This window comes from Streptomyces sp. AC602_WCS936 (assembly GCF_019049125.1).
Classification (GTDB): domain Bacteria; phylum Actinomycetota; class Actinomycetes; order Streptomycetales; family Streptomycetaceae; genus Streptomyces.
In genome coordinates this window covers 455,663-476,111 of record NZ_JAGMUF010000112.1, presented here as the reverse complement: position 1 = coordinate 476,111, position 20,449 = coordinate 455,663, and the positions used below count along the sequence as shown (strand labels likewise).

Genomic DNA, 20,449 nt, shown 5'->3' with positions numbered 1-20,449 from the left:
GCCGAGTACCCGGGCGTACGGGGGGAAACCGGGGGCGGCGGCCGCCCGCCGGACGTTTGGGCGCCCTGGTCAAGGGGACGCGGAAGGCTCCCGAGGTACGCGACAGCCCGGAGGCGAACCGTGAGCCGACCCCGCATCGTGATCGTCGGTGCCGGCTTCGCCGGGTACCGGACGGCCCGCACCCTGTCCCGGCTCACCCGGCACCAGGCCGACATCACCCTGCTCAACCCGACCGACTACTTCCTCTACCTGCCCCTGCTGCCGCAGGTCGCCGCCGGAATCCTGGAACCGCGCCGGGTCAGCGTGTCCCTGTCCGGCACCCTGCCGCGCGTCCGGCTGGTGCTCGGCGAGGCCGACGGCATCGACCTCGACGGGCGCACCGTGCACTACACGGACCCGGAGGGCGGCGAGGGCACCCTGTCCTACGACCGGCTGGTGCTCGCCGCGGGCAGCGTCAACAAGCTGCTGCCCATCCCCGGCGTCGCCGAGCACGCCCACGGCTTCCGCGGGCTGCCGGAGGCGCTCTACCTGCGCGACCACGTGACCCGGCAGGTGGAGCTGGCCGCCGCGGCCGGCGACCGAGAGGAGTGCGCCGCCCGGTGCACCTTCGTCGTGGTCGGTGCGGGATACACCGGCACGGAGGTCGCCGCGCACGGCCAGATGTACACCGACGCCCAGGTCCGCAAGCATCCGATGCGGACCGGCATGCGGCCCCGCTGGATGCTGCTGGACGTGGCGCCGCGCGTGCTGCCCGAGATGGACGAACGGCTCTCCCGCACCGCCGAGCGGGTGCTGCGGCAGCGGGGCGTCGACGTGCGGATGGGGACCTCCGTGAAGGAGGCCACGCACGACGGGGTCCTGCTGACCGACGGTACGACCGTGGACACCCGCACGCTGGTGTGGTGCGTGGGCGTGCGGCCCGACCCGCTGGTGGAGTCCCTGGGGCTGCCCATGGAACGCGGCCGGCTGCTCGTCGACCCGCACCTCCAGGTGCCGGGGCGGCCCGAGCTGTTCGCGTGCGGTGACGTGGCGGCGGTGCCCGACCTGAACCAGCCCGGCCAGTACACGCCGATGACCGCGCAGCACGCCTGGCGGCACGGCAAGGTCTGCGCCCAGAACGTCGCCGCGTCGCTCGGCATCGGCGGCGGGCGGCGGGCCTACCGCCACCGCGACATGGGGTTCGTGGTGGACCTGGGCGGCGCGAAGGCCGCCGCCAACCCGCTGGGGGTGCCGATGTCCGGTCCTGCGGCGGGCGCGGTCACCCGGGGCTACCACCTCGCGGCGATGCCGGGCAACCGGGTGCGGGTGGCCGCGGACTGGCTGCTCGACGCGGTGCTGCCCCGGCAGGCGGTCCAGCTGGGCCTCGTACGCTCCTGGTCCGTGCCCCTGGAGTCGGCATCGCCCGAGGTGGCACGGGTACCAGGGCGTCCGGCCGGCGAGCCCGCCGGGACCCGGGCGGACGGTGACTCGGCCGCAGGGCGGTCCGAGGCCGGTGCCGCGAAGGACCGGCCGGGTGGGAAGCCTGCGAAGGGGCAGCCCGGTGGGGAGCCGGCCAAGGCGCAGCCGGGTGGTGAGCCTGCGAAGAACCAGCCGGGCGGTGAGCCCGCGAAGAACCAGCCCGGCGGTGCGCCGGCCAAGGCGCAGCCGGGTGAGCGCGCGAAGGACCGGCCGGGCGGTGAGGCCGCGAAGGGGCAGCCCGGTGCTGAGCGGGCCAAGGCGCAGCCGGGTGGTGAGCCTGCGAAGAACCAGCCCGGTGGTGAGCCCGCGAAGAACCAGCCGGGTGGTGAGTCCGCGAAGAAGCAGCCCGGTGGGGAGACCACAGCCAAGGCCCGCCCCGGTGGGGAGCCCGCCAAGGCCGCCGGACCCCGTCCGGCCCACGCGCCCGGCAAGCCGCGGAAGGCGTCCAAGCCGTCCACCGCCCCCAAGCCCTCCGCCGTTGCCGAGCAGGCCAAGCGAGCCCAGCGGGCCAAGCCCTCCAACCCTTCCGGCGCCACCCGGTCGGGATCGCCGGCCACCCCCGCGCCGAGCCGCTCCGCCCGCCCGCCCGCCGACCCCGGACCCGAACCCCCGGCGAACCAGCCGCCCCCCGGACCCGACATCGCCCCCGGCCCCGTCAAGCGAACCGACGGCCGCGCCGCGGAAGGAGACTCATGAACACCGGTGAACTCGTCGACCTCGGACAGCAGCTGCGCGTCGACAGCGTACGGACGTCCGCCGCCGCGGGCTCCGGGCACCCGACGTCCTCGATGTCCGCCGCGGACCTGATGGCCGTACTCCTCGCCAACCACCTCCGCTACGACTTCCAGCGCCCCGCCCACCCCGGCAACGACCGCTTCGTCCTCTCCAAGGGCCACGCGTCGCCCCTCCTCTACTCCGCCTACAAGGCGGCCGGTGCCATCGACGACGAGGAGCTGCTCACCTTCCGCAAGCTGGGCAGCCGCCTGGAGGGGCACCCCACCCCGCAGCGGCTGCCGTGGGTGGAGACGGCCACCGGGTCGCTCGGCCAGGGACTGCCCGTCGGCGTGGGCATCGCGCTGTCCGGCAAGCGGCTGGACCGCAGCGACTACCGCGTGTGGGTGCTGTGCGGCGACAGCGAGATGGCCGAGGGATCGGTGTGGGAGGCCGCGGAGCACGCCGGATACGAGCAGCTCGACAACCTCACCGTGATCGTCGACGTCAACCGGCTCGGCCAGCGCGGCCCGACCCGGCACGGCCACGACCTCGACGCGTACGCGCGCCGCTTCCGGGCCTTCGGCTGGCACACCATCGAGATCGACGGCCATGACGTGGACGCCATCGACCGCGCCTACGGCGAGGCACTGTCCACCAAGGGCCAGCCCACGGCCGTCATCGCCCGCACTCTCAAGGGCAAGGGTGTCGAGGCCGTCGAGGACCGCGAGGGCCAGCACGGCAAGCCGCTCCCGGAGGCCGAGGAGGCGATCGCCGAGCTCGGCGGGGAGCGCGACCTCACGGTCCGGGTGCAGGAGCCGCCCGCCGCCCGGGCGCTGCACTCGGCCGGCACCGGGGAGATCGAACTGCCCCGCTACGACAAGGACGACGAGGTCGCCACCCGCAACGCCTTCGGCGAGGCGCTCGCGGCGCTCGGCACCGCCCGCGGCGACGTCGTGGCCCTCGACGGCGAGGTCGGCGACTCCACGCGCGCCGAGTTCTTCGCCAAGGAACACCCCGAGCGGTACTTCGAGTGCTACATCGCCGAGCAGCAGATGGTCGCCACCGCGGTCGGGATGGCGGCGCGCGGCTGGGTGCCGTTCGCCACCTCGTTCGCCGCCTTCCTGACCCGGGCGTACGACTTCGTGCGCATGGCGTCCGTCAGCGGTTCCGGCATCAACCTCGTCGGCTCCCACGCGGGCGTCGCGATCGGCCAGGACGGGCCCAGCCAGATGGGCCTGGAGGACATCGCGATGATGCGGGCCATTCACGGCTCGACCGTGCTGTACCCGTGCGACGCCAACCAGACCGCCCGGCTCGTCGCCGAGATGGCCGGCCTGGAGGGCATCCGCTACCTGCGCACCTCGCGCGGCGGCAGCAAGGTGATCTACGGCCCCGACGAGGAGTTCCCCGTCGGCGGCAGCAAGGTCCTGCGCTCCTGTGACCGCGACCGGCTCACCGTCGTCGCGGCCGGTGTCACCGTTCACGAGGCGCTCGCCGCGGCCGACGCCCTGGCGCAGGACGGCATCCAGGTCCGGGTGATCGACCTCTACTCGGTCAAGCCCGTCGACCGGGCCACCCTGCGCCGGGCCGCCGAGGAGACCGGCTGCCTGCTCACGGTGGAGGACCACCGCCGCGAGGGCGGCATCGGGGACGCGGTCCTCGACGCCTTCGCCGACGGACGGCCCGTGCCCCGCCTGGTCCGGCTCGCCGTCGAGATGATGCCCGGCTCCGCGAGCCCGGCCGAGGAGCTGCACGCCGCGGGGATCGACGCCGAGTCCATCGAGGCGGCCGGACGGATGCTGGTGGAGCAGGCGATCGTCCCGTGAGCCGTGACGCCGTACGGACCGTCCGGGCCGGCCGGCGCACGGTGGAGGTGCACCGGCCGGACAAGGTGCTGTTCCCGAAGGGGGAGGGCGGTGGCGCCGCCGCGTACACCAAGGCCGACCTCGTCGACTACTACCACGCCGTCGCCCCCTTCATGCTGCCGCACCTGCGGGGCCGTCCGCTGATGCTGGAGCGGCATCCGGACGGTGTGGACGGCCCCCGCTTCATGCAGAAGAACACCCCGGAGCACTACCCGGACTGGATCGGCCGCGCGGAGGTGGGCAAGGAGGGCGGCACCGTCTGCCACACCGTCTGCGACGACACCGCCACCCTCCTCTACCTCGCCGACCAGGCCGCCCTCACCCTGCACCGCTGGCTGTCCCGGGCCGGGGACGTGGACCGGCCGGACCGCATGGTCTTCGACCTCGACCCGGCCGGCGACGACTTCCCGGCGGTCCGGGAGGCGGCCGGGCTGCTGGGCGAACTGCTCGACGAGCTGAAGCTGCCCTCGGCACTCATGACCACCGGGTCCCGGGGGCTTCACGTGGTCGTTCCGCTGAGTGGACGTCAGAACTTCGACGAGGTACGGGAGTTCGCCCGGGACGTCGCCGACGTGCTGGCCGCCGACCGTCCCGACCGCCTCACCACCGCCGCCCGGAAGAAGGACCGGGGCGACCGGCTCTACCTCGACATCCAGCGCAACGCCTACGCGCAGACCGCGGTCGCCCCCTTCACCGTGCGGGCCCTGCCCGGCGCCCCCGTCGCCACCCCGATCTCCTGGGACCAGCTGGACGACCCCGCGCTGCACGCCCGCCGCTGGACGATCGCCGACGCCGCCGACCAGGCACGCACCCGGCCCTGGGCCTCGATCACCGGCCGCGCCCGGGGCCTGGGTCCCGCCCGGCGGCGGCTGGACGCCCTGCGCGGCTGAGCCGGCCGCGGCGGGGTGCGGGGGACGAGGGCGGGGCACATGCCTGCGCCGGTAAAGGTTTGGCGAACACTCTTGCGGCCACACGGAGGGGGAGGTGGCCATGTCGAACACGAACAACACGTCCGAATCGCAAGGCTCACAACAGAGTTCACAGAGCCCACAGAGCTCACGCAAATCACAAAAGCCACAGAAGTCACAAGACTCGCAAGAGTCGCGTCGGCCCCGGCCGATGGAGGTGCTGCGTGAGGCACGCGCCCAACTCGCCGAACTCACCGGCATGACCGCGGAGACCGTGTCGTCCTTCGAACGTACGGAGGAGGGCTGGTCGCTGGAGGTCGAAGTGCTCGAGCTCGAGCGCGTTCCCGACACGATGAGCCTGATGGGGAGCTATCAGGTGGAGCTCGACTCCGAGGGGCAGCTCACGGGATACCGACGCGTCCGGCGTTACGAACGCGGACGGGCCGACTCGCGCGGCGGCCGTTAGGCCGTCGGACCGCCCGGACCGCACCCACACCCACAGAGAAACCGCACCCACACCCACAGACAAGATGGAGGAACAGCTGGCATGACTGTCGTACCGGCACAACAGACCGGCGGCGGAGGCGGCAGCAGCGGCCTTTACGACGTGCTTGAGCTTGTTCTGGACAGGGGGCTCGTCATCGACGCATTCGTGCGCGTCTCCCTGGTCGGCATCGAGATCCTGAAGATCGACGTCCGCGTCGTCGTCGCCAGCGTCGACACGTATCTGCGCTTCGCCGAGGCGTGCAACCGGCTCGACCTGGAGGCCGGGCCCCGCAAGGACCCGGGGCTGCCCGACCTGGTCGGGGAGATGACCGAGTCCGGCGCCCGCGGCAAGTCCAAGGGGGCGCTGTCCGGCGCCGCCGAGACCATCTCCGACGCGTTCAAGCAGGCCCGTGACGACGGCGGCTCCGAGCGCGAGACCGCGTCCCGTCCGCGCGCCCGCAAGGCCGCGCCCTCGCGCCGGAAGGAGGAGCAGGAGTGAGTACGTACGTCTACGGCATCACCGCCGGCTCGCACCCCTCGCCGCCCGAGGGACTGACCGGCGTCGGCGACCCGCCGTGCCGGGTGCGCGTCCTGAAGGCGGGCGAGCTGACCGCCGTGGTCAGCGACGCGCCCGAGGGGCTGCGTCCCAAGCGCCGGGAACTGCTCGCCCACCAGAACGTGCTCAGCGAGGTGGGTGCGGCCGGCTGCGTGCTGCCCATGCGTTTCGGCAGCGTCGCCCCGGACGACGACGCGGTCACCGCCGTGCTCGCCGAGCGCGCGGAGCACTACCGGGAGCGCCTCGGGGCGCTGGACGGCCGGGTCGAGTACAACATCAAGGCCAACCACGTGGAGGAGGCCGTCCTGCACCACGTGATGGCCGAGAATCCGGAGATCCGCGCCCTCGCCGAGTCCAACCGGCAGCAGGGCGGCGGAACTTACGAGAACAAGATCCAGCTCGGCGAGATGGTCGCGGCCGCGGTGAAGGGCAAGGAGGCCCAGGACGCCACGGCGCTGGAGCGCGCTCTGGAGCCCACCGCCGACGCCGTGAGCACGGGCCCCGAGTCCACCGGCTGGCTGGCCAACGTGTCGTTCCTGGTGAACCGGGAGTCGGCCGAGGAGTTCCTGGCCGCCGTGGAACGGGCCCGCAGGGACATGCCGCACCTGGAGGTGCGGGTGAACGGCCCGCTGCCGCCGTACAGCTTCGTCGAGCCCGGCCCCGCCGAGCCCGCGGGCACCGCGGCCGGCGGAATGGACGTCGGAACGGAGTGAGGACGTGGGACTGATCTCGGAGGTCCTGCTGCTGCCGTTCGCCCCGGTGCGCGGCAGCGCCTGGGCCGTCAGACAGGTGCTGAACGAGGCCGAGAGGATCTACTACGACCCCGCCACGGTCCGAGCCGAACTGGCCCGTCTGGAGGAGCAGCTGGAGGCCGGTGAGATCACGGAGGAGGAGTTCGACCGACAGGAGGACGGGCTTCTGGACCGGCTGGAGATCGCTTCGCGCACGAGCGCGGGATTGGGCAACGGGACGGCACCATGAACCGAGTCGGAGTGGGCCTCGCAGTAGGGGCCGGATATCTGCTGGGACGCACGAAGAAGCTGAAACTCGCGGTCGCCGTGGGCACCATGGTGGCCGGCAAGAAGCTGAACCTGACTCCGCAGGGCATCGCGGAGCTGGTCAAATCGCAGATGCAGAACAACCCCCAGTTCAAGGAGGTCGGGGACCAGCTGCGCACCGATCTGCAGGGCGTCGGCAAGGCGGCATCCGGGGCGCTGGTCGAGCGGCAGATAGGCGCGCTCGCCGACCGTCTGCACGGGCGCACGGCACAGGTCCGCGACCAGCTCTCGGGCGTGGCGTCGAAGGCGCCGGGTGTTGGCGCCGACGACGCCGACGACGCCGACGACTCCTCCCGCGCCTCCGAGGCCTCGGAGGACTCGGAGCCGTACGAGGAGTACGAGGAGCACGAGGACGAGGACGAGGAGCAGGGGGAGCCCGAGGAGCGGAGCGAGCGAGCCCCGGAAAAGGCCCCGCCCCAGGCGCGCAAGGCGGCCAAGAAGGCGCCCGCGAAGAAGGCGGCCGCCAAGGCCCCCGCCAAGAAGGCGGCGGCGAAGCGGGCCCAGCCCGCCAGGAAGGCGGCCGGCAAGAAGACCGCCGGGGCCAGGAGTGCCGCGCGCGGCGCCACCGGGAACCGACAGTCGAAGGGCGGTGGTGAGCGATGACCGACACCCTCGGTTCCGCGGCCTCCACGGCGGGCAAGGCCGCGAAGAAGAACCCGCTCGCCGACGTGGCGCAGAGCGAGGCGGCCGACCGTCTCAAGGCGGAGGTGCAGGACTACCTGGCCGCCCAGGTCACGCGGCTGCTGACCGGCGTCGGCACGAAGCTCGGCGAGACCACCGGCAAGCTGAACGACATCGCCGAGGGCAACAGCCCCGGTTTCGCCAAGCTCGCCCTCGACGGCGGACGCAAGCTCGCCGAGGGCAAGAGCCCGGTGCGGGCCGCGTTCGAGGTCGGCGCCGGCAAGGTGAAGGACAACGTGGTCGGCGCCTTCAAGAACCTCGGGGGCGGCAAGGGCAGGAAGAAGGGCGGCGGCGGTCAGAAGCCGACGGTCATCATCGAGTACGTCGACGTCGGTGTACCGCTGCGCACGGCCTACGACCAGTGGACCCAGTACCAGGACTTCAGCACCTTCGCCAAGGGCGTCAAGAGCGCGAACCGGGCCGACGACACCTCGTCCGACTGGCAGCTGAAGGTCTTCTGGTCCAACCGCAGCTGGAAGGCGAAGACCACCGAGCAGGTCCCCGACGACCGGATCTCCTGGACGTCGGAGGGCGCCAAGGGGACCACCAAGGGCGTCGTCAGCTTCCACCGGCTCGCCGACAACCTCACCCGGGTCGTCCTGGTCATCGAGTACTACCCCAAGGGCCTGTTCGAGAAGACCGGCAACATCTGGCGCGCCCAGGGACGCCGGGCCCGTCTCGACCTCAAGAACTACGTCCGGCACATCACCCTCAAGGGAGAGGCCGACGACGGCTGGCGCGGTGAGATCCGCGACGGCGAGGTCGTCCGCAGCCACGAGGACGCCCTCGCGGAGGAACAGGAGGAACAAGAAGGGCAGGAGGAAGGGGAGCCCTCCGAGGCGGAGGAAGAGCCCGAGCCCGAGGGCGAGTACGAAGGCGAGTACGAGGAGGAGCCCGAGGGCGAGTACGAGGAGGAGGACAAGGAAGCCGGGGAGGACGAATACGCGTCCGGTGACGACGAGTACGACGAGTACGACGAGCCCGAGGACGCCGACCGCGGGAGCCGTCGATGACCACCCCCAGCCGACTGCCCGATCCCTACGGCCAGGGACAGAGCGCCAACCTCGCCGACATCCTGGAGCGGGTGCTCGACAAGGGAGTCGTGATCGCGGGCGACATCAAGATCAACCTGCTCGACATAGAGCTGCTCACGATCAAGCTGCGGCTCGTCGTCGCCTCCGTCGACAAGGCCAAGGAGATGGGCATCGACTGGTGGGAGAGCGACCCCGCGCTCTCCTCGCGCGCCCGGCACGACGAGCTGACCCGGGAGAACGCCGCGCTGCGCGAACGCCTGCGCGAGCTGGACCCGGGCCGGGTACCGAGGGAGGCGCCGTGACCGGACTGCGGTACGTCTATGCCGTCTGCCGCCCCTTCGAGGCGCCCCTCCAGTCCCAGCTGACCGGGGTGGCGGGCGACCCGCCCCGGTTGCTGGCGCACGGCGGGCTGGTCGCCGTCGTCAGCCATGTGCCGGAGGCCGACTTCAGCGAGGAGTCGCTGCGGGCCCACCTGGAGGACCTGGACTGGCTTGCCGCGACCGCCCGCGCCCACCAGCAGGTCATCGACGCGCTCACCGTCGTCACCACCCCGCTGCCGCTCCGGCTGGCCACCGTCTTCCGGGACGACAGCGGTGTGCGCGTGATGATGGAGGAGCGGGAAGAGGGCTTCCGGCGCACGCTCGGCCGCCTGGAGGGGCGGGTGGAATGGGGCGTCAAGATCTTCGTCGAGGCCGGCCCCGACCAGTCCGCCGAGCGGGCCGAACCCGCCCCGAAGCCTGCCTCGGGCCGGGACTACCTGCGGCAGCGGCGCCGGCAGACGCGGGCCAACGACGACCTGTGGAGCAGGGCCGAGGCGTTCGCGACCCGCCTGCACGAGTCACTGTCCTCGCAGGCCGACGACGCACGCCTGCACGCGCCGCAGAATCCCAGCCTTTCCGGCGCCGCCGGACGGAACGTCCTCAACGCCGCCTATCTGGTGCGGCGCGAGACGTCCGAGGAATTCGTGGAAATGGTGGACCGTACCAAGGACGACGCCCCCGGAATTCGCGTGGAACTCACCGGTCCGTGGGCGGCCTATTCGTTCGCCGGCGAAGAAGAAGGAACAGGGGGAGGGGCATGACCGTCGTCGAACGCCGTGAGATCGCCCTCGTGGACCTGCTCGACCGGCTCCTGGCCGGCGGCGTGGTCATCACCGGCGACGTCACGCTGCGCATCGCGGACGTCGACCTGGTCCGCATCGACCTCAACGCGCTGATCAGCTCGGTCAACCGCAATGTCCCGTCGCCGTTCGGAGACTGATCGACGTGACCGAACCCCGCAAACGCCTCGAACTCGAGCCCGACACGGTCGAGCGCGACCTGATCAAGCTGGTGCTGACCGTCGTCGAGCTGCTGCGCCAGCTCATGGAGCGCCAGGCGCTGCGCCGCGTCGACGAGGGCGACCTGAGCGAGGACCAGGAGGAGCGGATCGGGCTCACCCTGATGCTCCTCGACGACCGCATGACCGAGCTGCGCGACCGCTACGGACTGCGGCCCGAGGACCTGAACCTGGACCTCGGGCCGCTGGGACCGCTGCTGCCCCGGGAGTGAGCCTCCCGGGGCAGCGGCCTCGTCACGCGTCGTTCACCACCTGTACCAGCGGCCCCTTCCGCCGCCGGCCGTCGTCCCGCGGGCCAGGAAACCCACCAGCCACAGGACCAGGACTGCCAAGGCAATCCACCAGAGAATCTTCACGGCGAATCCGGCGCCGAAAAGAATGATTGCGAGAAGCAGTACGAGCAGAAGCGGAACCATAATGTTGAACCTCCTGCCGTACTGGTTTCCCGGAATCCACCGATCAGGCGCGGGCGGGGCCTACTTTCGGCACAGAATCTCGCCGTGCAGGACGCTGAACCAGCCGTCCGGCCGCTTTCCCCATTCCCGCCAGGCCGCCGACACGGCGCGCAGTTCCTCCGCCGTCGCGTGGCCGCCCTCGGTGGCCCGTTCCGCGTACGCCGACGCCAGGGTGCGGTCCGCCCACAGGCCGCTCCACCACTCCCGCTCATCGGGTGTGCTGAAGGTCCAGGTGGCGGAGGTCGCCGTGATGTCCGTGAACCCCGCCTCCAGCGCCCAGGCCTTCAGCCGCCGTCCGGCGTCCGGCTCGCCGCCGTTGGCGCGGGCCACCCGGTGGTACAGGGACAGCCAGTCGTCCATGCCCTGGGAGGCGGGGTACCAGGTCATGGCACCGTAGTCCGAGTCGCGGACGGCGACGATCCCGTCCGGCCTCGCGACCCTGCGCATCTCCCGCAGGGCTTGCACCGGGTCGCCCACGTGCTGGAGCACCTGGTGGGCGTGGACCACGCAGAACGTGTCGTCCGGGTAGTCCAGCGCGTGCACGTCCGCGACCGCGAAGTCGGTGTTGGCCAGTCCGCGTTCGTCAGCGGTGGCCCGGGCCCGCTCCACGATCTCCGGAGCCCGGTCCACGCCGGTGACGTGGCCGTCCACGACCAGCTCCGCCAGGTCCGCGGTGATGGTGCCCGGCCCGCAGCCGATGTCCAGGATGCGCATGTGGGGCTTCAGGGACCCCAGCAGGTACGCGGCGGAGTTGGCGGCGGTGCGCCAGGTGTGCGAGCGGAGCACGGACTCGTGGTGTCCGTGCGTGTACACGGCGGTCTCCTGCGGCTTCGGCATGACGGCCCCTCTTCCGGCTCTCCCGACGATGGGCTCACCGTACGCCCATCGGTCACATCATGAGACCTACGTATCAGGATGCGGACTGACGGGGCGTCAGGCATGGTCAGGGCAGCAGTCCGTCGCCGGGCAGCGGGCGGTACACCGTGAGCGCCTCGGGCAGCTTCTCCAACGTCAGATCGCCCTCCGTCTCCGTGAGTTCACCGTCGTACGCCATCAGCGTGCCGGGCGCGACGCCGGACAGCCGCAGCCGGTGCACCTGCACCGCCGCGTGGGCGGGGGAGCGGGTCAGCGGACCCGCGAGCGCCGCGGACAGCAGCCGCAGGGCGGGCCGGCGGCCACCGTGCACCACCCGCACGTCCAGCTGCCCGTCCGCCAGGTCGAGGCGGCGCCCGGAGGCGATGCCCCTGCGGTGGTACGTGCCGTTGCCCGCGAACAGCATCCACAGCGGACGCCGGCGCCCCCGCACCTCCGCCTCCAGCGGGTGCCGGTCGGCGCGCAGCACCCGCACCGCCGCCAGCACTCCCGCCGGCCAGCCGCCGATCCGGGGCGACCAGCGCTCCCGCTCGTTGACCAGCTCGGGGTACACGCCCAGGCTGAAGGTGTTGAGGAAGATCCCGCGCTGCCCGCCGGAGGCGAACCGTCCCACGTCCACCCGCACGCCCTCACCGCGCTCCAGCGCCCGGCACAGATCCCGGACGTCCTCCACGCCGAGGTCGTAGGCGAAGTGGTTGAGCGTGCCGCCGGGCAGCACGGCCAGCGGCAGTCCGTGGCGCAGGGCGATCCCGGCGGCGGCGTTCACGGTGCCGTCGCCGCCGCACACGCCGAGCACCCGGGCGTGCCCCGCGGCCCGCTCCAGCTCCGACCGGATGTCCTTGGGGTCGCACTCCACCACCTCGGCGTCGGGCAGCGCGTCGCACAGCGCCCGTACCCGGTCCGAGGTGCCCGAGCCGACGTTGGCCACCATGACCAGGCCCTCGCCCTTGGGCAGCGCCGGCACGTCGGCGCGCGGCCTGGCCGGCGGGGTGTGCTGGGCGCGCGTCGGCACCATGCCCCGTACGGCGAACGCGGCGCCCGCCCCGAGCGCCGCACCCGCCAGCACGTCGCTCGGGAAGTGGACGCCGGTGTAGACCCGGGAGAGGGCGACGGCGGCGGCCACCGGAGCCACCGCCGCACCCCACGCCGGGGACTCCAGGGCGACGCCGGTCGCGAACGCGGCGGCCGAGGCGGCGTGCCCCGACGGGAACGACGTGGTGATCGGCTGCCGTTTCAGCTGCCGCACCAGCGGCACCGGGTCGAGGACCGGCCGGGAGCGGCGTACCGAACGCTTGCCGAGCGTGTTGATGGTCAGCGAGGCCAGCCCCAGCGAGGCCAGTCCCCGGGCGGCGGCGCGCCGCGCCCTCGGGGTACGGGTCGCGGCCAGTGCGGCGGCCGTCCCGAACCACAGCACGCCGTGGTTGGCGCCGCGGCTCAGCCGGGGCAGCAGGGGGTCGGCGCCGGGCCAGGTGCGGGCGGCGACGGCCTCGAACACCCGCTGGTCCAGTCGCAGGAAGCCGTCGCGGACCGGATGCGGGCCGGGCGTCGGGGCGGTGAGGTCTACGTCGGGGCTCATGCCCACCGCATACCCTGCCGACGGCGTTTCCTGCGGCCGGCGTGTCCCGTGTCACGGCCCCGGGAAAACGCGTTTGCCCGGAGCGTGGCCGGAGCTGGAGAATCCGGCCCATGGGACACCTCGAAGCCGCGCACCTGGAGTACTACCTCCCCGACGGGAGGGCGCTGCTCGGCGACGTCTCCTTCCGGGTGGGGGAGGGGGCGGTCGTGGCCCTCGTCGGTCCCAACGGAGCGGGCAAGACCACCCTGCTGCGCCTGCTGTCCGGGGAGCTGAAACCGCATGGCGGGACCGTCACCGTCGGCGGCGGCCTCGGGGTGATGCGGCAGTTCGTGGGCTCCGTCCGCGACGAGACGACCGTGCGCGACCTGCTGGTCTCCGTGGCGCCGCCCCGCATCCGCGAGGCCGCCCGCGCCGTCGACGCCGCCGAGCACGCGATCATGACGGTCGACGACGAGGCCGCCCAGATGCGCTACGCCCAGGCGCTCGCCGACTGGGCCGAGGCCCAGGGCTACGAGGCGGAGACGCTGTGGGACATCTGCACCACGGCCGCGCTGGGCGTGCCCTACGACAAGGCCCAGTGGCGGCAGGTGAGCACCCTGTCCGGCGGCGAGCAGAAGCGGCTGGTGCTGGAGGCGCTGCTGCGCGGCAACGACGAGGTGCTGCTGCTCGACGAGCCGGACAACTACCTCGACGTACCCGGCAAGCGCTGGCTCGAGGAGCGGCTGAAGGAGACCCGCAAGACGGTGCTCTTCGTCTCCCACGACCGGGAACTCCTCGCCCGTTCCGCCCAGAAGATCGTCTCGGTCGAGCCCGGTCCCGCGGGCGCCGACGCCTGGGTGCACGGCGGCGGCTTCGCCACCTTCCACGAGGCCCGGCGCGAGCGCTTCGCCCGCTTCGAGGAACTGCGCCGCCGCTGGGACGAGAAGCACGCGCAGCTGAAGAAGCTGGTGCTGACGCTTCGTCAGGCCGCTGAGAACAGCGCGGACCTGGCGTCCCGCTACCGCGCCGCCCAGACCCGGCTGCGCAAGTTCGAGGAGGCCGGCCCGCCGCCCGAGCCGCCCCGCGAGCAGGACATCCGGATGCGCCTGAAGGGCGGCCGCACCGGCGTCCGCGCCGTCACCTGCGAGCAGCTGGAACTGACCGGCCTGATGAAGCCGTTCGACTTGGAGGTCTTCTACGGCGAACGGGTCGCCGTCCTCGGCTCCAACGGCTCCGGCAAGTCGCACTTCCTGCGGCTGCTGGCCGGCGACGACGTGGCCCACACCGGGAACTGGAAACTCGGCGCGCGCGTGGTGCCCGGACACTTCGCGCAGACCCACGCCCACCCCGAACTGCTGGGCCGCACCCTCCTGGACATCCTGTGGACCGAACACGCCCAGGACCGGGGTGCCGCCATGTCCAGGCTGCGCCGCTACGAACTGACCCAGCAGGCCGAGCAGACCTTCGACCGCCTCTCCGGCGGCCAGCAGGCCCGCTTCCAGATCCTCCTGCTGGAACTCCAGGGCGTCACCGCCCTGCTGCTCGACGAGCCGACCGACAACCTCGACCTGGAATCGGCCGAAGCCCTCCAGGAAGGCCTGGAGGGCTTCGAGGGCACCGTCCTCGCGGTCACCCACGACCGCTGGTTCGCCCGCTCCTTCGACCGGTACCTCGTCTTCGGCAGCGACGGACGCGTGCGCGAGACGCCGGAGCCGGTCTGGGACGAACGACGGGTGGAGCGGGCCCGCTGACGCCCACGCGGGCACCGGAGGCCGGAGTCACTTCCAGCGCAGCAGCGCCCCCAGGCCGCCCACCGGCGCGTCCTCGGACGCCTTGGACGGCAGCGCCGGCGTCACCGAGATCGCCGGGGCGCCGGTCATCACCGCCGAGCGCAGCAGCGCGTCGTCCGCGCGGGCCGACCAGGAGTTCTGCTCGCCGAGCGTCTTCAGCTCGGTGCGGCGCATCGCCAGCTGGTCGGCGTCCTCACCGATCCACACCTCGCGGTGGGTGTCGGGGGCGTCCGGGATGACCAGCAGCTCGTCGATGCGGTGCTCCCGCGCCGCCTCGACCAGCGCGGGCACGCCCTCCGCCGCACCGGCCCGGCCCTCGCCGTCCGGTGTGCGGGCGGCCAGGAAGCGGCCCAGGTCATCCTGAGCCCGCGAACGCACGTGATCGTCGCGCAGCTGCTCGACCTCGTCGTCCAGCAACCTGCTGCCGGCACCGCGCGAGGCCTCCGCGATCCGCTCCTGCAGCCGCTTCGGCAGCCGCTCGTGCACGGACCGCCGCTCCCGGTCGTCCCCGACCAGGATCAGCAGGTCCGCGCCGGTCTCCTCCTGGCACACGGCGAGCGCGTCCGCGATCTCCGCCGCGTTGTGCTCCCAGGTGTTCTCCACCCGCAGCTGGAAGTGGCGCTCCGACCAGTCGACGCTGCTCGTGCGGTGCACCGGCCACTGCCGGCCGGTCACGCCGCCCGCGTCCGAGCTGCCCAGCGCGCTGCGCAACTCGAAGTCGGCGCCCTTGCGGTCGATGTAAGCCACCACACACACCGGGTCCTCGCCGGCCAGGTCCAGCAGCGGTGTCACGTGCGGCAGCGGCGCCCAGTCGGCGGTGGTCCCGCCGTACGGGGGCCGGGCCAGCGGCGGGTCGAGGACCACCTGTCCGGCGTAGGCGAACAGGGCCCGCCCGTGCGGGTCGGTGGCGTGGCGCAGTCCCTCCACCGCCTCCCGCACGGCCCGGCAGGTCGCGTCGTCCGCGCCCTGCTCCGCCAGCTCCCGGGCCACCGCGGCGGCCGTCAGCTCACGCTCGTGGGGGGTGTCCTCCGTGTGCCGGGACAGGTCCACGTACACGGAGGCCCAGGGTCCCTGATGTTCGTAGAGGGGGTGCAGAAACGCGAGATCCATGGTGGCTCCCTCCCGGGTGCCGCTCGGGGGTGGTAGTGCTCGGGGGCGGGTACCCGGCCCGCATGAACGAACACGACACACGGGACGACACCATGACCGGAGTGGACCCCGGTCGCCTGGACGACCAGCAGCTCATGAAGGAGCTGGAGACCATCCACCGCACGCGCCACGACACCCTGCTCCACGGGTCCAACGACGCGCTGCGGGCCCACAACGAGCGCATGGCGCAGCTCGAGGGCGAGTGGCTGCGCCGCAACCCGCGTCGCGCGGTGGCCGCGGGCCGCACCCGCGAGGGGGCCAGGGAACGGGGCTGCGGGGAGTCGGCGGCGCCCGGAGGCTGAGCCGGGGAACCGGCCCGCGCGGCGTCGGGCGCACGCCGGAGCCCGGCCCTCCGACGCCGATGGGGCGCGTCCGGGGCCGGGCTCCGGCGTGACGGCGGGTCCGCTCAGCCGCCCGCCTTGGCGAACTGGGCGAGGAAGGTCTCGCAGAACGCCTTGAGATCGTCCGGCTTGCGGCTGGTGACCAGCACGTTGTTCCCGTGGTCGCAGACCTTTACCTGTTCGTCCACCCAGGTGGCGCCCGCGTTGCGGAGATCGGTCCGCAGGCTGGGCCATGACGTCACGACCCGGCCGCGTACGACGTCGGCCTCGACGAGGGTCCACGGGGCGTGGCAGATGGCGGCCACCGGACGCCCCTGCTCGAAGAAGTCCTTGACGAACGCCACGGCCTTCTCGTCCATCCGCAGGAAGTCCGGGTTGGCCACCCCGCCGGGCAGTACGAGCCCGCCGAACGAGTCGGCCGACGTGTCGCCCACCACCTCGTCCACCGGGAACGTGTCCGCCTTGTCGAGGTGGTTGAAGCCCTGGATCTCACCGGACTGCGTGGAGACCAGCACGGGTTCGTGACCCGCGTCCTTCGCGGCCTGCCACGGCTCGGTCAGTTCGACCTGCTCCACGCCCTCGGGCGCGGTCAGAAATGCGATGCGCATGTGGTTTCCGAGTCCTTTCCGGCGCGCCGGCCGTGGTCGCCGTCCGGCGCGCGTGCGTCATTCGGCCGGCGGTGGCCGGTCCGGCCCGGACCGGGCGTCCGGTTCCGCGCGGCTGATGTCGGCGAGTGCCGAGGCCGGGTCGTGGGCCTCGGCCAGATCTCCGAGGCTCACCACCCCCACGGCCACGGAGGCCACCCTTCCCGGCGCCTACGCGCCCTGCGTACCGGCGGGTCCGGGCCCGCCGCTCTCGGTCAGGGCCACCGCCAGTTCCTGGACGTTGTCGTAGCGCGCCTTGTGCGGCAGTCGTTCCAGTCCCTCGACGAGGGCGTCCGGTGCGTTGCCGCGGCGCAGCGCCCGGGTCAGTTCCCGCGGGCCGGCGGGGAAGGTGCCGCGGGTCAGGTTCCGGGCCAGTTCGAGCCGGAGAGCCTCCAGGTAGGTCGGACCGCGGCCCGGAGTCACCGGCCCGTACATGACGTCGGGGTCGTCCTCCGCGGCCGGCTCCGGGTCGTGCCACTCCTCGGTCCGGGTCGGGTGCCCGGACCGGAGCAGACCCTGCAGTTCGTGCTTCATCTCGTCGTCGCGGTGGACGCTCATCCGGTCACTGCCTCGCTGCATGTCTCCCTCCAGGTCCTTCAGGGGTGCCGACCGCGTACCCGGACACCGGAGGCCGACACGGATTCATCCGGACGGGTCCACTCCGATTCGCCTGGACACGGTGCGTACCGCCTCGTGCACGGCGGGTTTACCCGGCCGGGACGGGGAACCCGGCCCGCGCCACCACCCCCCACGCCCACCCTTCATCGGGAAGGACGGATCATGGCGGTGCTGCTCGCTGTGTGCATCCCGGTCCTCATGCTCGGCGTGGTGCTGGCCATGGGCCGCTACGAGGAACTGGTGCTGCCGTCCGCGGCACCGCCGCCCGACGAGGCGGACGCCCAGGCCCGTGCGGACCAGTGGACGCGGCAGCTCGACGGCCGGTCGGCGGCGGATCAGTGGCAGGTCAGCGGCGAAGCAGCGGCAGGTCGGCGGCGCGTCAGCGGTAGGTCAGCAGCAGATCAGTAATCGAGAAGCGCCGCCCGCCGTGTCCCGTCTAGCGTGTTCCTGCCGACCCGCCGACGGATGGAGACACGATGAGCAGCGCCAAGAGGACGGACACCAGTCCGGCCGCCCCGCACCCGGCCGACGGTCACGACATGATCCGTGTGCACGGCGCCCGCGAGAACAACCTCAAGGACGTCAGTATCGAGATCCCCAAGCGCCGGCTGACCGTCTTCACCGGTGTCTCCGGGTCGGGCAAGAGCTCCCTGGTCTTCAACACCATCGCCGCCGAGTCGCAGCGGCTGATCAACGAGACCTACAGCGCCTTCGTCCAGGGCTTCATGCCGACCCTGGCCCGCCCCGAGGTCGACGTCCTCGACGGCCTGACCACCGCGATCATCGTGGACCAGCAGCGGATGGGCGCCGACCCCCGCTCCACCGTCGGCACCGCCACCGACGCCAACGCGATGCTGCGCATCCTCTTCAGCCGGCTCGGCGACCCGCACATCGGCCCGCCCAGCGCGTACTCCTTCAACACGGCCTCCGTCCGCGCCAGCGGCGCGATCACCGTCGAGCGCGGCAACAAGAAGGCCGTGAAGGCGACGTACGAGCGCACCGGCGGCATGTGCACCCACTGCGAGGGCCGGGGCAAGGTCTCCGACATCGACCTCTCCCAGCTCTACGACGACTCCAAGTCGCTCGCCGAGGGCGCCCTCACCATCCCCGGCTGGAAGTCGGACAGCCAGTGGACCGTCCAGGTCTACGCCCAGTCCGGCTTCGTCGACCCGGACAAGCCGATCCGCGAGTACACCGAGAAGGAGCTGCGGGACTTCCTCTACGGCGAGCCGGTCAAGGTCAAGGTCAACGGCGTCAACCTCACCTACGAGGGACTGATCCCGAAGATCCAGAAGTCGTTCCTGTCCAAGGACAAGGAGGCGATGCAGCCGCACATCCGGGCGTTCGTGGAGCGGGCCGTCACCTTCACCACCTGCCCCGAGTGCGACGGGACGCGACTCAGCGAGGGCGCCAGGTCGTCCAGGATCGGCAAGATCTCCATCGCCGACGCCTGCGCGATGGAGATCCGCGACCTCGCCGAATGGGTCCGCACCCTCGACGAGCCGTCGGTGGCGCCGCTGCTCACCGCGCTGCGCGACACCCTCGACTCGTTCGTGGAGATCGGCCTCGGCTACCTCTCGCTGGACCGTCCGGCGGGCACACTGTCCGGCGGCGAGGCGCAGCGGGTCAAGATGATCCGCCACCTCGGCTCCTCGCTCACCGACACGACGTACGTCTTCGACGAGCCCACCATCGGCCTGCACCCCCACGACATCCAGCGGATGAACGACCTGCTGCTGCGCCTGCGGGACAAGGGCAACACGGTGCTCGTCGTCGAGCACAAGCCGGAGGCGATCGCCATCGCCGACCACATCGTCGACCTCGGCCCCGGCGCGGGCACGGCGGGCGGCACCGTCTGCTTCGAGGGCACCGTCGAGGACCTGCGGTCCGCCGGCACCGTCACCGGCCGCCACCTCGACGACCGGTCCTCGCTCAAGGAGACGGTGCGCAAGCCCACCGCGTCGCTGGAGATCCGCGGCGCGCACACGCACAACCTCCAGGACGTCGACGTCGACATCCCGCTCGGCGTGCTCTGCGTGGTCACCGGCGTGGCGGGCTCCGGCAAGAGCTCGCTGATCCACGGCTCGGTCCCCGCCGGGGCGGACGTCGTCGCCGTCGACCAGAGCCCCATCAAGGGCTCCCGGCGCAGCAACCCGGCGACCTACACCGGCCTGCTCGACCCGATCCGCAAGGCCTTCGCCAAGGCCAACGGCGTCAAGCCCGCCCTGTTCAGCGCCAACTCCGAGGGCGCCTGCCCCACCTGCAACGGCGCCGGCGTCATCTACACCGACCTCGCGATGATGGCCGGCGTCGCCGCCCCCTGCGAGGACTGCGAGGGCAAGCGGTTCCAGCCCTCGGTGCTGGAGTACCGGTTCGGCGGCCGGGACATCAGCGAGGTGCTCGGGATGTCGGTGGCCCGGGCCGAGGAGTTCTTCGGCACCGGCGAGGCGCGTACGCCCGCCGCGCACAAGATCCTCCAGCGGCTCACCGACGTCGGACTCGGCTACCTCACCCTCGGCCAGCCGCTGACCACCCTCTCCGGCGGCGAGCGGCAGCGGCTGAAGCTGGCCACGCACATGGGCGAGAAGGGTGGCGTGTACGTCCTCGACGAGCCCACCACCGGACTGCACCTCGCCGACGTCGAGCAACTGCTCGGCCTGCTGGACCGCCTGGTCGACGCCGGCAAGTCGGTCATCGTCATCGAGCACCACCAGGCCGTCATGGCGCACGCCGACTGGATCATCGACCTCGGCCCCGGCGCCGGCCACGACGGCGGCCGGATCGTCTTCGAGGGCACCCCCGCCGACCTCGTCGCCGACCGCTCCACCCTCACCGGCGAGCACCTGGCGGCCTACGTCGGCGCCTGACCCGGGGACGGATCCCACAGCGCCGGTACCGGTGACGTCCGGCGCTGTGGGATCGTGAC

Annotated in this window: 23 protein-coding genes; 17 read left to right on the top strand and 6 right to left on the bottom strand. The window is 72.4% G+C overall.

Going from position 1 to position 20,449, the window contains the following annotated elements; translation table 11 throughout:
• Positions 1-120 precede the first annotated feature (120 nt).
• The 13 genes from KUM03_RS31730 to KUM03_RS31670 all read left to right on the top strand — a co-directional run bounded on the left by KUM03_RS31730 (position 121) and on the right by KUM03_RS31670 (position 10,310).
• Positions 121-2,154 carry an FAD-dependent oxidoreductase gene (locus tag KUM03_RS31730; protein WP_217254000.1) on the top strand — a complete coding sequence of 678 codons (2,034 nt, stop codon included), beginning with the start codon at positions 121-123 and terminating at the stop codon, positions 2,152-2,154.
• Complete coding sequence (locus KUM03_RS31725; RefSeq protein ID WP_217253999.1) at positions 2,151-3,998, top strand: transketolase; 1,848 nt, start codon at positions 2,151-2,153, stop codon at positions 3,996-3,998. The genes KUM03_RS31730 and KUM03_RS31725 overlap by 4 nt, the downstream gene beginning before the upstream one ends.
• Positions 3,995-4,927 (top strand): non-homologous end-joining DNA ligase, encoded by a 933-nt coding sequence (ligD, locus tag KUM03_RS31720; protein WP_217253998.1) that lies wholly within the window; start codon positions 3,995-3,997, stop codon positions 4,925-4,927. Before KUM03_RS31725 ends, ligD begins: the two co-directional genes overlap by 4 nt.
• A 100-nt stretch (positions 4,928-5,027) precedes the next feature.
• A complete protein-coding gene (locus tag KUM03_RS31715) occupies positions 5,028-5,411 on the top strand; it encodes a gas vesicle protein (protein ID WP_217253997.1) in 384 nt (127 codons plus the stop codon).
• 81 nt (positions 5,412-5,492) lie between these two features.
• The gene (locus tag KUM03_RS31710) at positions 5,493-5,930 is read left to right on the top strand and encodes a gas vesicle structural protein GvpA (RefSeq protein WP_217253996.1); all 438 of its coding nucleotides are present in this window, start codon (positions 5,493-5,495) and stop codon (positions 5,928-5,930) included.
• Positions 5,927-6,700 (top strand): GvpL/GvpF family gas vesicle protein, encoded by a 774-nt coding sequence (locus KUM03_RS31705; protein ID WP_217253995.1) that lies wholly within the window; start codon positions 5,927-5,929, stop codon positions 6,698-6,700. Before KUM03_RS31710 ends, KUM03_RS31705 begins: the two co-directional genes overlap by 4 nt.
• Positions 6,701-6,704: 4 nt before the next feature.
• Positions 6,705-6,968 (top strand): gas vesicle protein GvpG, encoded by a 264-nt coding sequence (locus KUM03_RS31700; protein ID WP_217253994.1) that lies wholly within the window; start codon positions 6,705-6,707, stop codon positions 6,966-6,968.
• Positions 6,965-7,648, top strand: coding sequence for a DNA primase (locus tag KUM03_RS31695; RefSeq protein WP_217253993.1), 684 nt, complete (start codon positions 6,965-6,967; stop codon positions 7,646-7,648). Before KUM03_RS31700 ends, KUM03_RS31695 begins: the two co-directional genes overlap by 4 nt.
• Positions 7,645-8,739: an SRPBCC family protein gene (locus KUM03_RS31690; protein ID WP_217253992.1), complete on the top strand. Its 1,095-nt coding sequence runs from the start codon at positions 7,645-7,647 to the stop codon at positions 8,737-8,739. Before KUM03_RS31695 ends, KUM03_RS31690 begins: the two co-directional genes overlap by 4 nt.
• Positions 8,736-9,062 (top strand): gas vesicle protein, encoded by a 327-nt coding sequence (locus KUM03_RS31685; protein WP_073730590.1) that lies wholly within the window; start codon positions 8,736-8,738, stop codon positions 9,060-9,062. The genes KUM03_RS31690 and KUM03_RS31685 overlap by 4 nt, the downstream gene beginning before the upstream one ends.
• Complete coding sequence (locus KUM03_RS31680; RefSeq protein WP_217253991.1) at positions 9,059-9,841, top strand: GvpL/GvpF family gas vesicle protein; 783 nt, start codon at positions 9,059-9,061, stop codon at positions 9,839-9,841. Before KUM03_RS31685 ends, KUM03_RS31680 begins: the two co-directional genes overlap by 4 nt.
• Positions 9,838-10,020, top strand: a complete 183-nt coding sequence (locus tag KUM03_RS31675) for a gas vesicle protein (protein ID WP_003972471.1) — start codon at positions 9,838-9,840, stop codon at positions 10,018-10,020. Before KUM03_RS31680 ends, KUM03_RS31675 begins: the two co-directional genes overlap by 4 nt.
• Before the next feature lie 5 nt (positions 10,021-10,025).
• Entirely contained in the window at positions 10,026-10,310 is a 285-nt protein-coding gene (locus KUM03_RS31670) for a gas vesicle protein K (protein WP_241847091.1), read from the top strand.
• A 33-nt stretch (positions 10,311-10,343) separates the two neighbouring features.
• Here the strand turns inward: KUM03_RS31670 and KUM03_RS31665 are convergent, their stop codons facing one another.
• From KUM03_RS31665 to KUM03_RS31655, 3 genes are all read right to left on the bottom strand, one after another.
• Positions 10,344-10,514 (bottom strand): hydrophobic protein, encoded by a 171-nt coding sequence (locus KUM03_RS31665; protein ID WP_073730593.1) that lies wholly within the window; start codon positions 10,512-10,514, stop codon positions 10,344-10,346.
• A gap of 60 nt (positions 10,515-10,574) precedes the next feature.
• Positions 10,575-11,390, bottom strand: coding sequence for a class I SAM-dependent methyltransferase (locus tag KUM03_RS31660; protein ID WP_217253990.1), 816 nt, complete (start codon positions 11,388-11,390; stop codon positions 10,575-10,577).
• Positions 11,391-11,496: 106 nt separating this feature from the next.
• Positions 11,497-13,002 carry a bifunctional phosphatase PAP2/diacylglycerol kinase family protein gene (locus tag KUM03_RS31655; protein ID WP_217253989.1) on the bottom strand — a complete coding sequence of 502 codons (1,506 nt, stop codon included), beginning with the start codon at positions 13,000-13,002 and terminating at the stop codon, positions 11,497-11,499.
• A gap of 110 nt (positions 13,003-13,112) precedes the next feature.
• Here KUM03_RS31655 and KUM03_RS31650 point away from each other — a divergent pair, with 110 nt between their 5' ends.
• Complete coding sequence (locus KUM03_RS31650; RefSeq protein WP_217253988.1) at positions 13,113-14,732, top strand: ABC-F family ATP-binding cassette domain-containing protein; 1,620 nt, start codon at positions 13,113-13,115, stop codon at positions 14,730-14,732.
• Positions 14,733-14,759: 27 nt separating this feature from the next.
• Here KUM03_RS31650 and KUM03_RS31645 read toward each other — a convergent pair whose 3' ends face one another.
• Positions 14,760-15,881 carry a Vms1/Ankzf1 family peptidyl-tRNA hydrolase gene (locus KUM03_RS31645; RefSeq protein WP_217253987.1) on the bottom strand — a complete coding sequence of 374 codons (1,122 nt, stop codon included), beginning with the start codon at positions 15,879-15,881 and terminating at the stop codon, positions 14,760-14,762.
• Between the two features lie 62 nt (positions 15,882-15,943).
• Here KUM03_RS31645 and KUM03_RS31640 point away from each other — a divergent pair, with 62 nt between their 5' ends.
• Positions 15,944-16,222 (top strand): DUF6158 family protein, encoded by a 279-nt coding sequence (locus KUM03_RS31640; protein WP_217253986.1) that lies wholly within the window; start codon positions 15,944-15,946, stop codon positions 16,220-16,222.
• Positions 16,223-16,326: 104 nt separating this feature from the next.
• Here KUM03_RS31640 and KUM03_RS31635 read toward each other — a convergent pair whose 3' ends face one another.
• Both KUM03_RS31635 and KUM03_RS31630 read right to left on the bottom strand, forming a co-directional pair.
• Positions 16,327-16,869: a type 1 glutamine amidotransferase domain-containing protein gene (locus KUM03_RS31635; protein ID WP_217253985.1), complete on the bottom strand. Its 543-nt coding sequence runs from the start codon at positions 16,867-16,869 to the stop codon at positions 16,327-16,329.
• 207 nt (positions 16,870-17,076) lie between these two features.
• Entirely contained in the window at positions 17,077-17,484 is a 408-nt protein-coding gene (locus tag KUM03_RS31630) for a DUF2795 domain-containing protein (RefSeq protein ID WP_073730599.1), read from the bottom strand.
• Positions 17,485-17,685: 201 nt separating this feature from the next.
• On the opposite strand from KUM03_RS31630, the gene KUM03_RS31625 reads away from it, so the two are divergent.
• A complete protein-coding gene (locus KUM03_RS31625; protein ID WP_217254097.1) occupies positions 17,686-17,931 on the top strand; it encodes a hypothetical protein in 246 nt (81 codons plus the stop codon).
• A 68-nt stretch (positions 17,932-17,999) separates the two neighbouring features.
• Entirely contained in the window at positions 18,000-20,390 is a 2,391-nt protein-coding gene (locus KUM03_RS31620) for an excinuclease ABC subunit UvrA (RefSeq protein WP_217253984.1), read from the top strand.
• Positions 20,391-20,449 lie beyond the last annotated feature (59 nt).

Bases quoted from the DNA above. Each gene is read 5' to 3' on its own strand.
- KUM03_RS31725 (WP_217253999.1), top strand. From the start codon at position 2,151: ATGAACACCGGTGAACTCGTCGACCTCGGACAGCAGCTGCGCGTCGAC.
- KUM03_RS31715 (WP_217253997.1), top strand. From the start codon at position 5,028: ATGTCGAACACGAACAACACGTCCGAATCGCAAGGCTCACAACAGAGT.
- KUM03_RS31710 (WP_217253996.1), top strand. From the start codon at position 5,493: ATGACTGTCGTACCGGCACAACAGACCGGCGGCGGAGGCGGCAGCAGC.
- KUM03_RS31695 (WP_217253993.1), top strand. From the start codon at position 6,965: ATGAACCGAGTCGGAGTGGGCCTCGCAGTAGGGGCCGGATATCTGCTG.
- KUM03_RS31690 (WP_217253992.1), top strand. From the start codon at position 7,645: ATGACCGACACCCTCGGTTCCGCGGCCTCCACGGCGGGCAAGGCCGCG.
- KUM03_RS31685 (WP_073730590.1), top strand. From the start codon at position 8,736: ATGACCACCCCCAGCCGACTGCCCGATCCCTACGGCCAGGGACAGAGC.
- KUM03_RS31675 (WP_003972471.1), top strand. From the start codon at position 9,838: ATGACCGTCGTCGAACGCCGTGAGATCGCCCTCGTGGACCTGCTCGAC.
- KUM03_RS31665 (WP_073730593.1), bottom strand. From the start codon at position 10,514: ATGGTTCCGCTTCTGCTCGTACTGCTTCTCGCAATCATTCTTTTCGGC.
- KUM03_RS31660 (WP_217253990.1), bottom strand. From the start codon at position 11,390: ATGCCGAAGCCGCAGGAGACCGCCGTGTACACGCACGGACACCACGAG.
- KUM03_RS31655 (WP_217253989.1), bottom strand. From the start codon at position 13,002: ATGAGCCCCGACGTAGACCTCACCGCCCCGACGCCCGGCCCGCATCCG.
- KUM03_RS31650 (WP_217253988.1), top strand. From the start codon at position 13,113: ATGGGACACCTCGAAGCCGCGCACCTGGAGTACTACCTCCCCGACGGG.
- KUM03_RS31645 (WP_217253987.1), bottom strand. From the start codon at position 15,881: ATGGATCTCGCGTTTCTGCACCCCCTCTACGAACATCAGGGACCCTGG.
- KUM03_RS31640 (WP_217253986.1), top strand. From the start codon at position 15,944: ATGAACGAACACGACACACGGGACGACACCATGACCGGAGTGGACCCC.
- KUM03_RS31635 (WP_217253985.1), bottom strand. From the start codon at position 16,869: ATGCGCATCGCATTTCTGACCGCGCCCGAGGGCGTGGAGCAGGTCGAA.
- KUM03_RS31630 (WP_073730599.1), bottom strand. From the start codon at position 17,484: ATGCAGCGAGGCAGTGACCGGATGAGCGTCCACCGCGACGACGAGATG.
- KUM03_RS31625 (WP_217254097.1), top strand. From the start codon at position 17,686: ATGGCGGTGCTGCTCGCTGTGTGCATCCCGGTCCTCATGCTCGGCGTG.
- KUM03_RS31620 (WP_217253984.1), top strand. From the start codon at position 18,000: ATGAGCAGCGCCAAGAGGACGGACACCAGTCCGGCCGCCCCGCACCCG.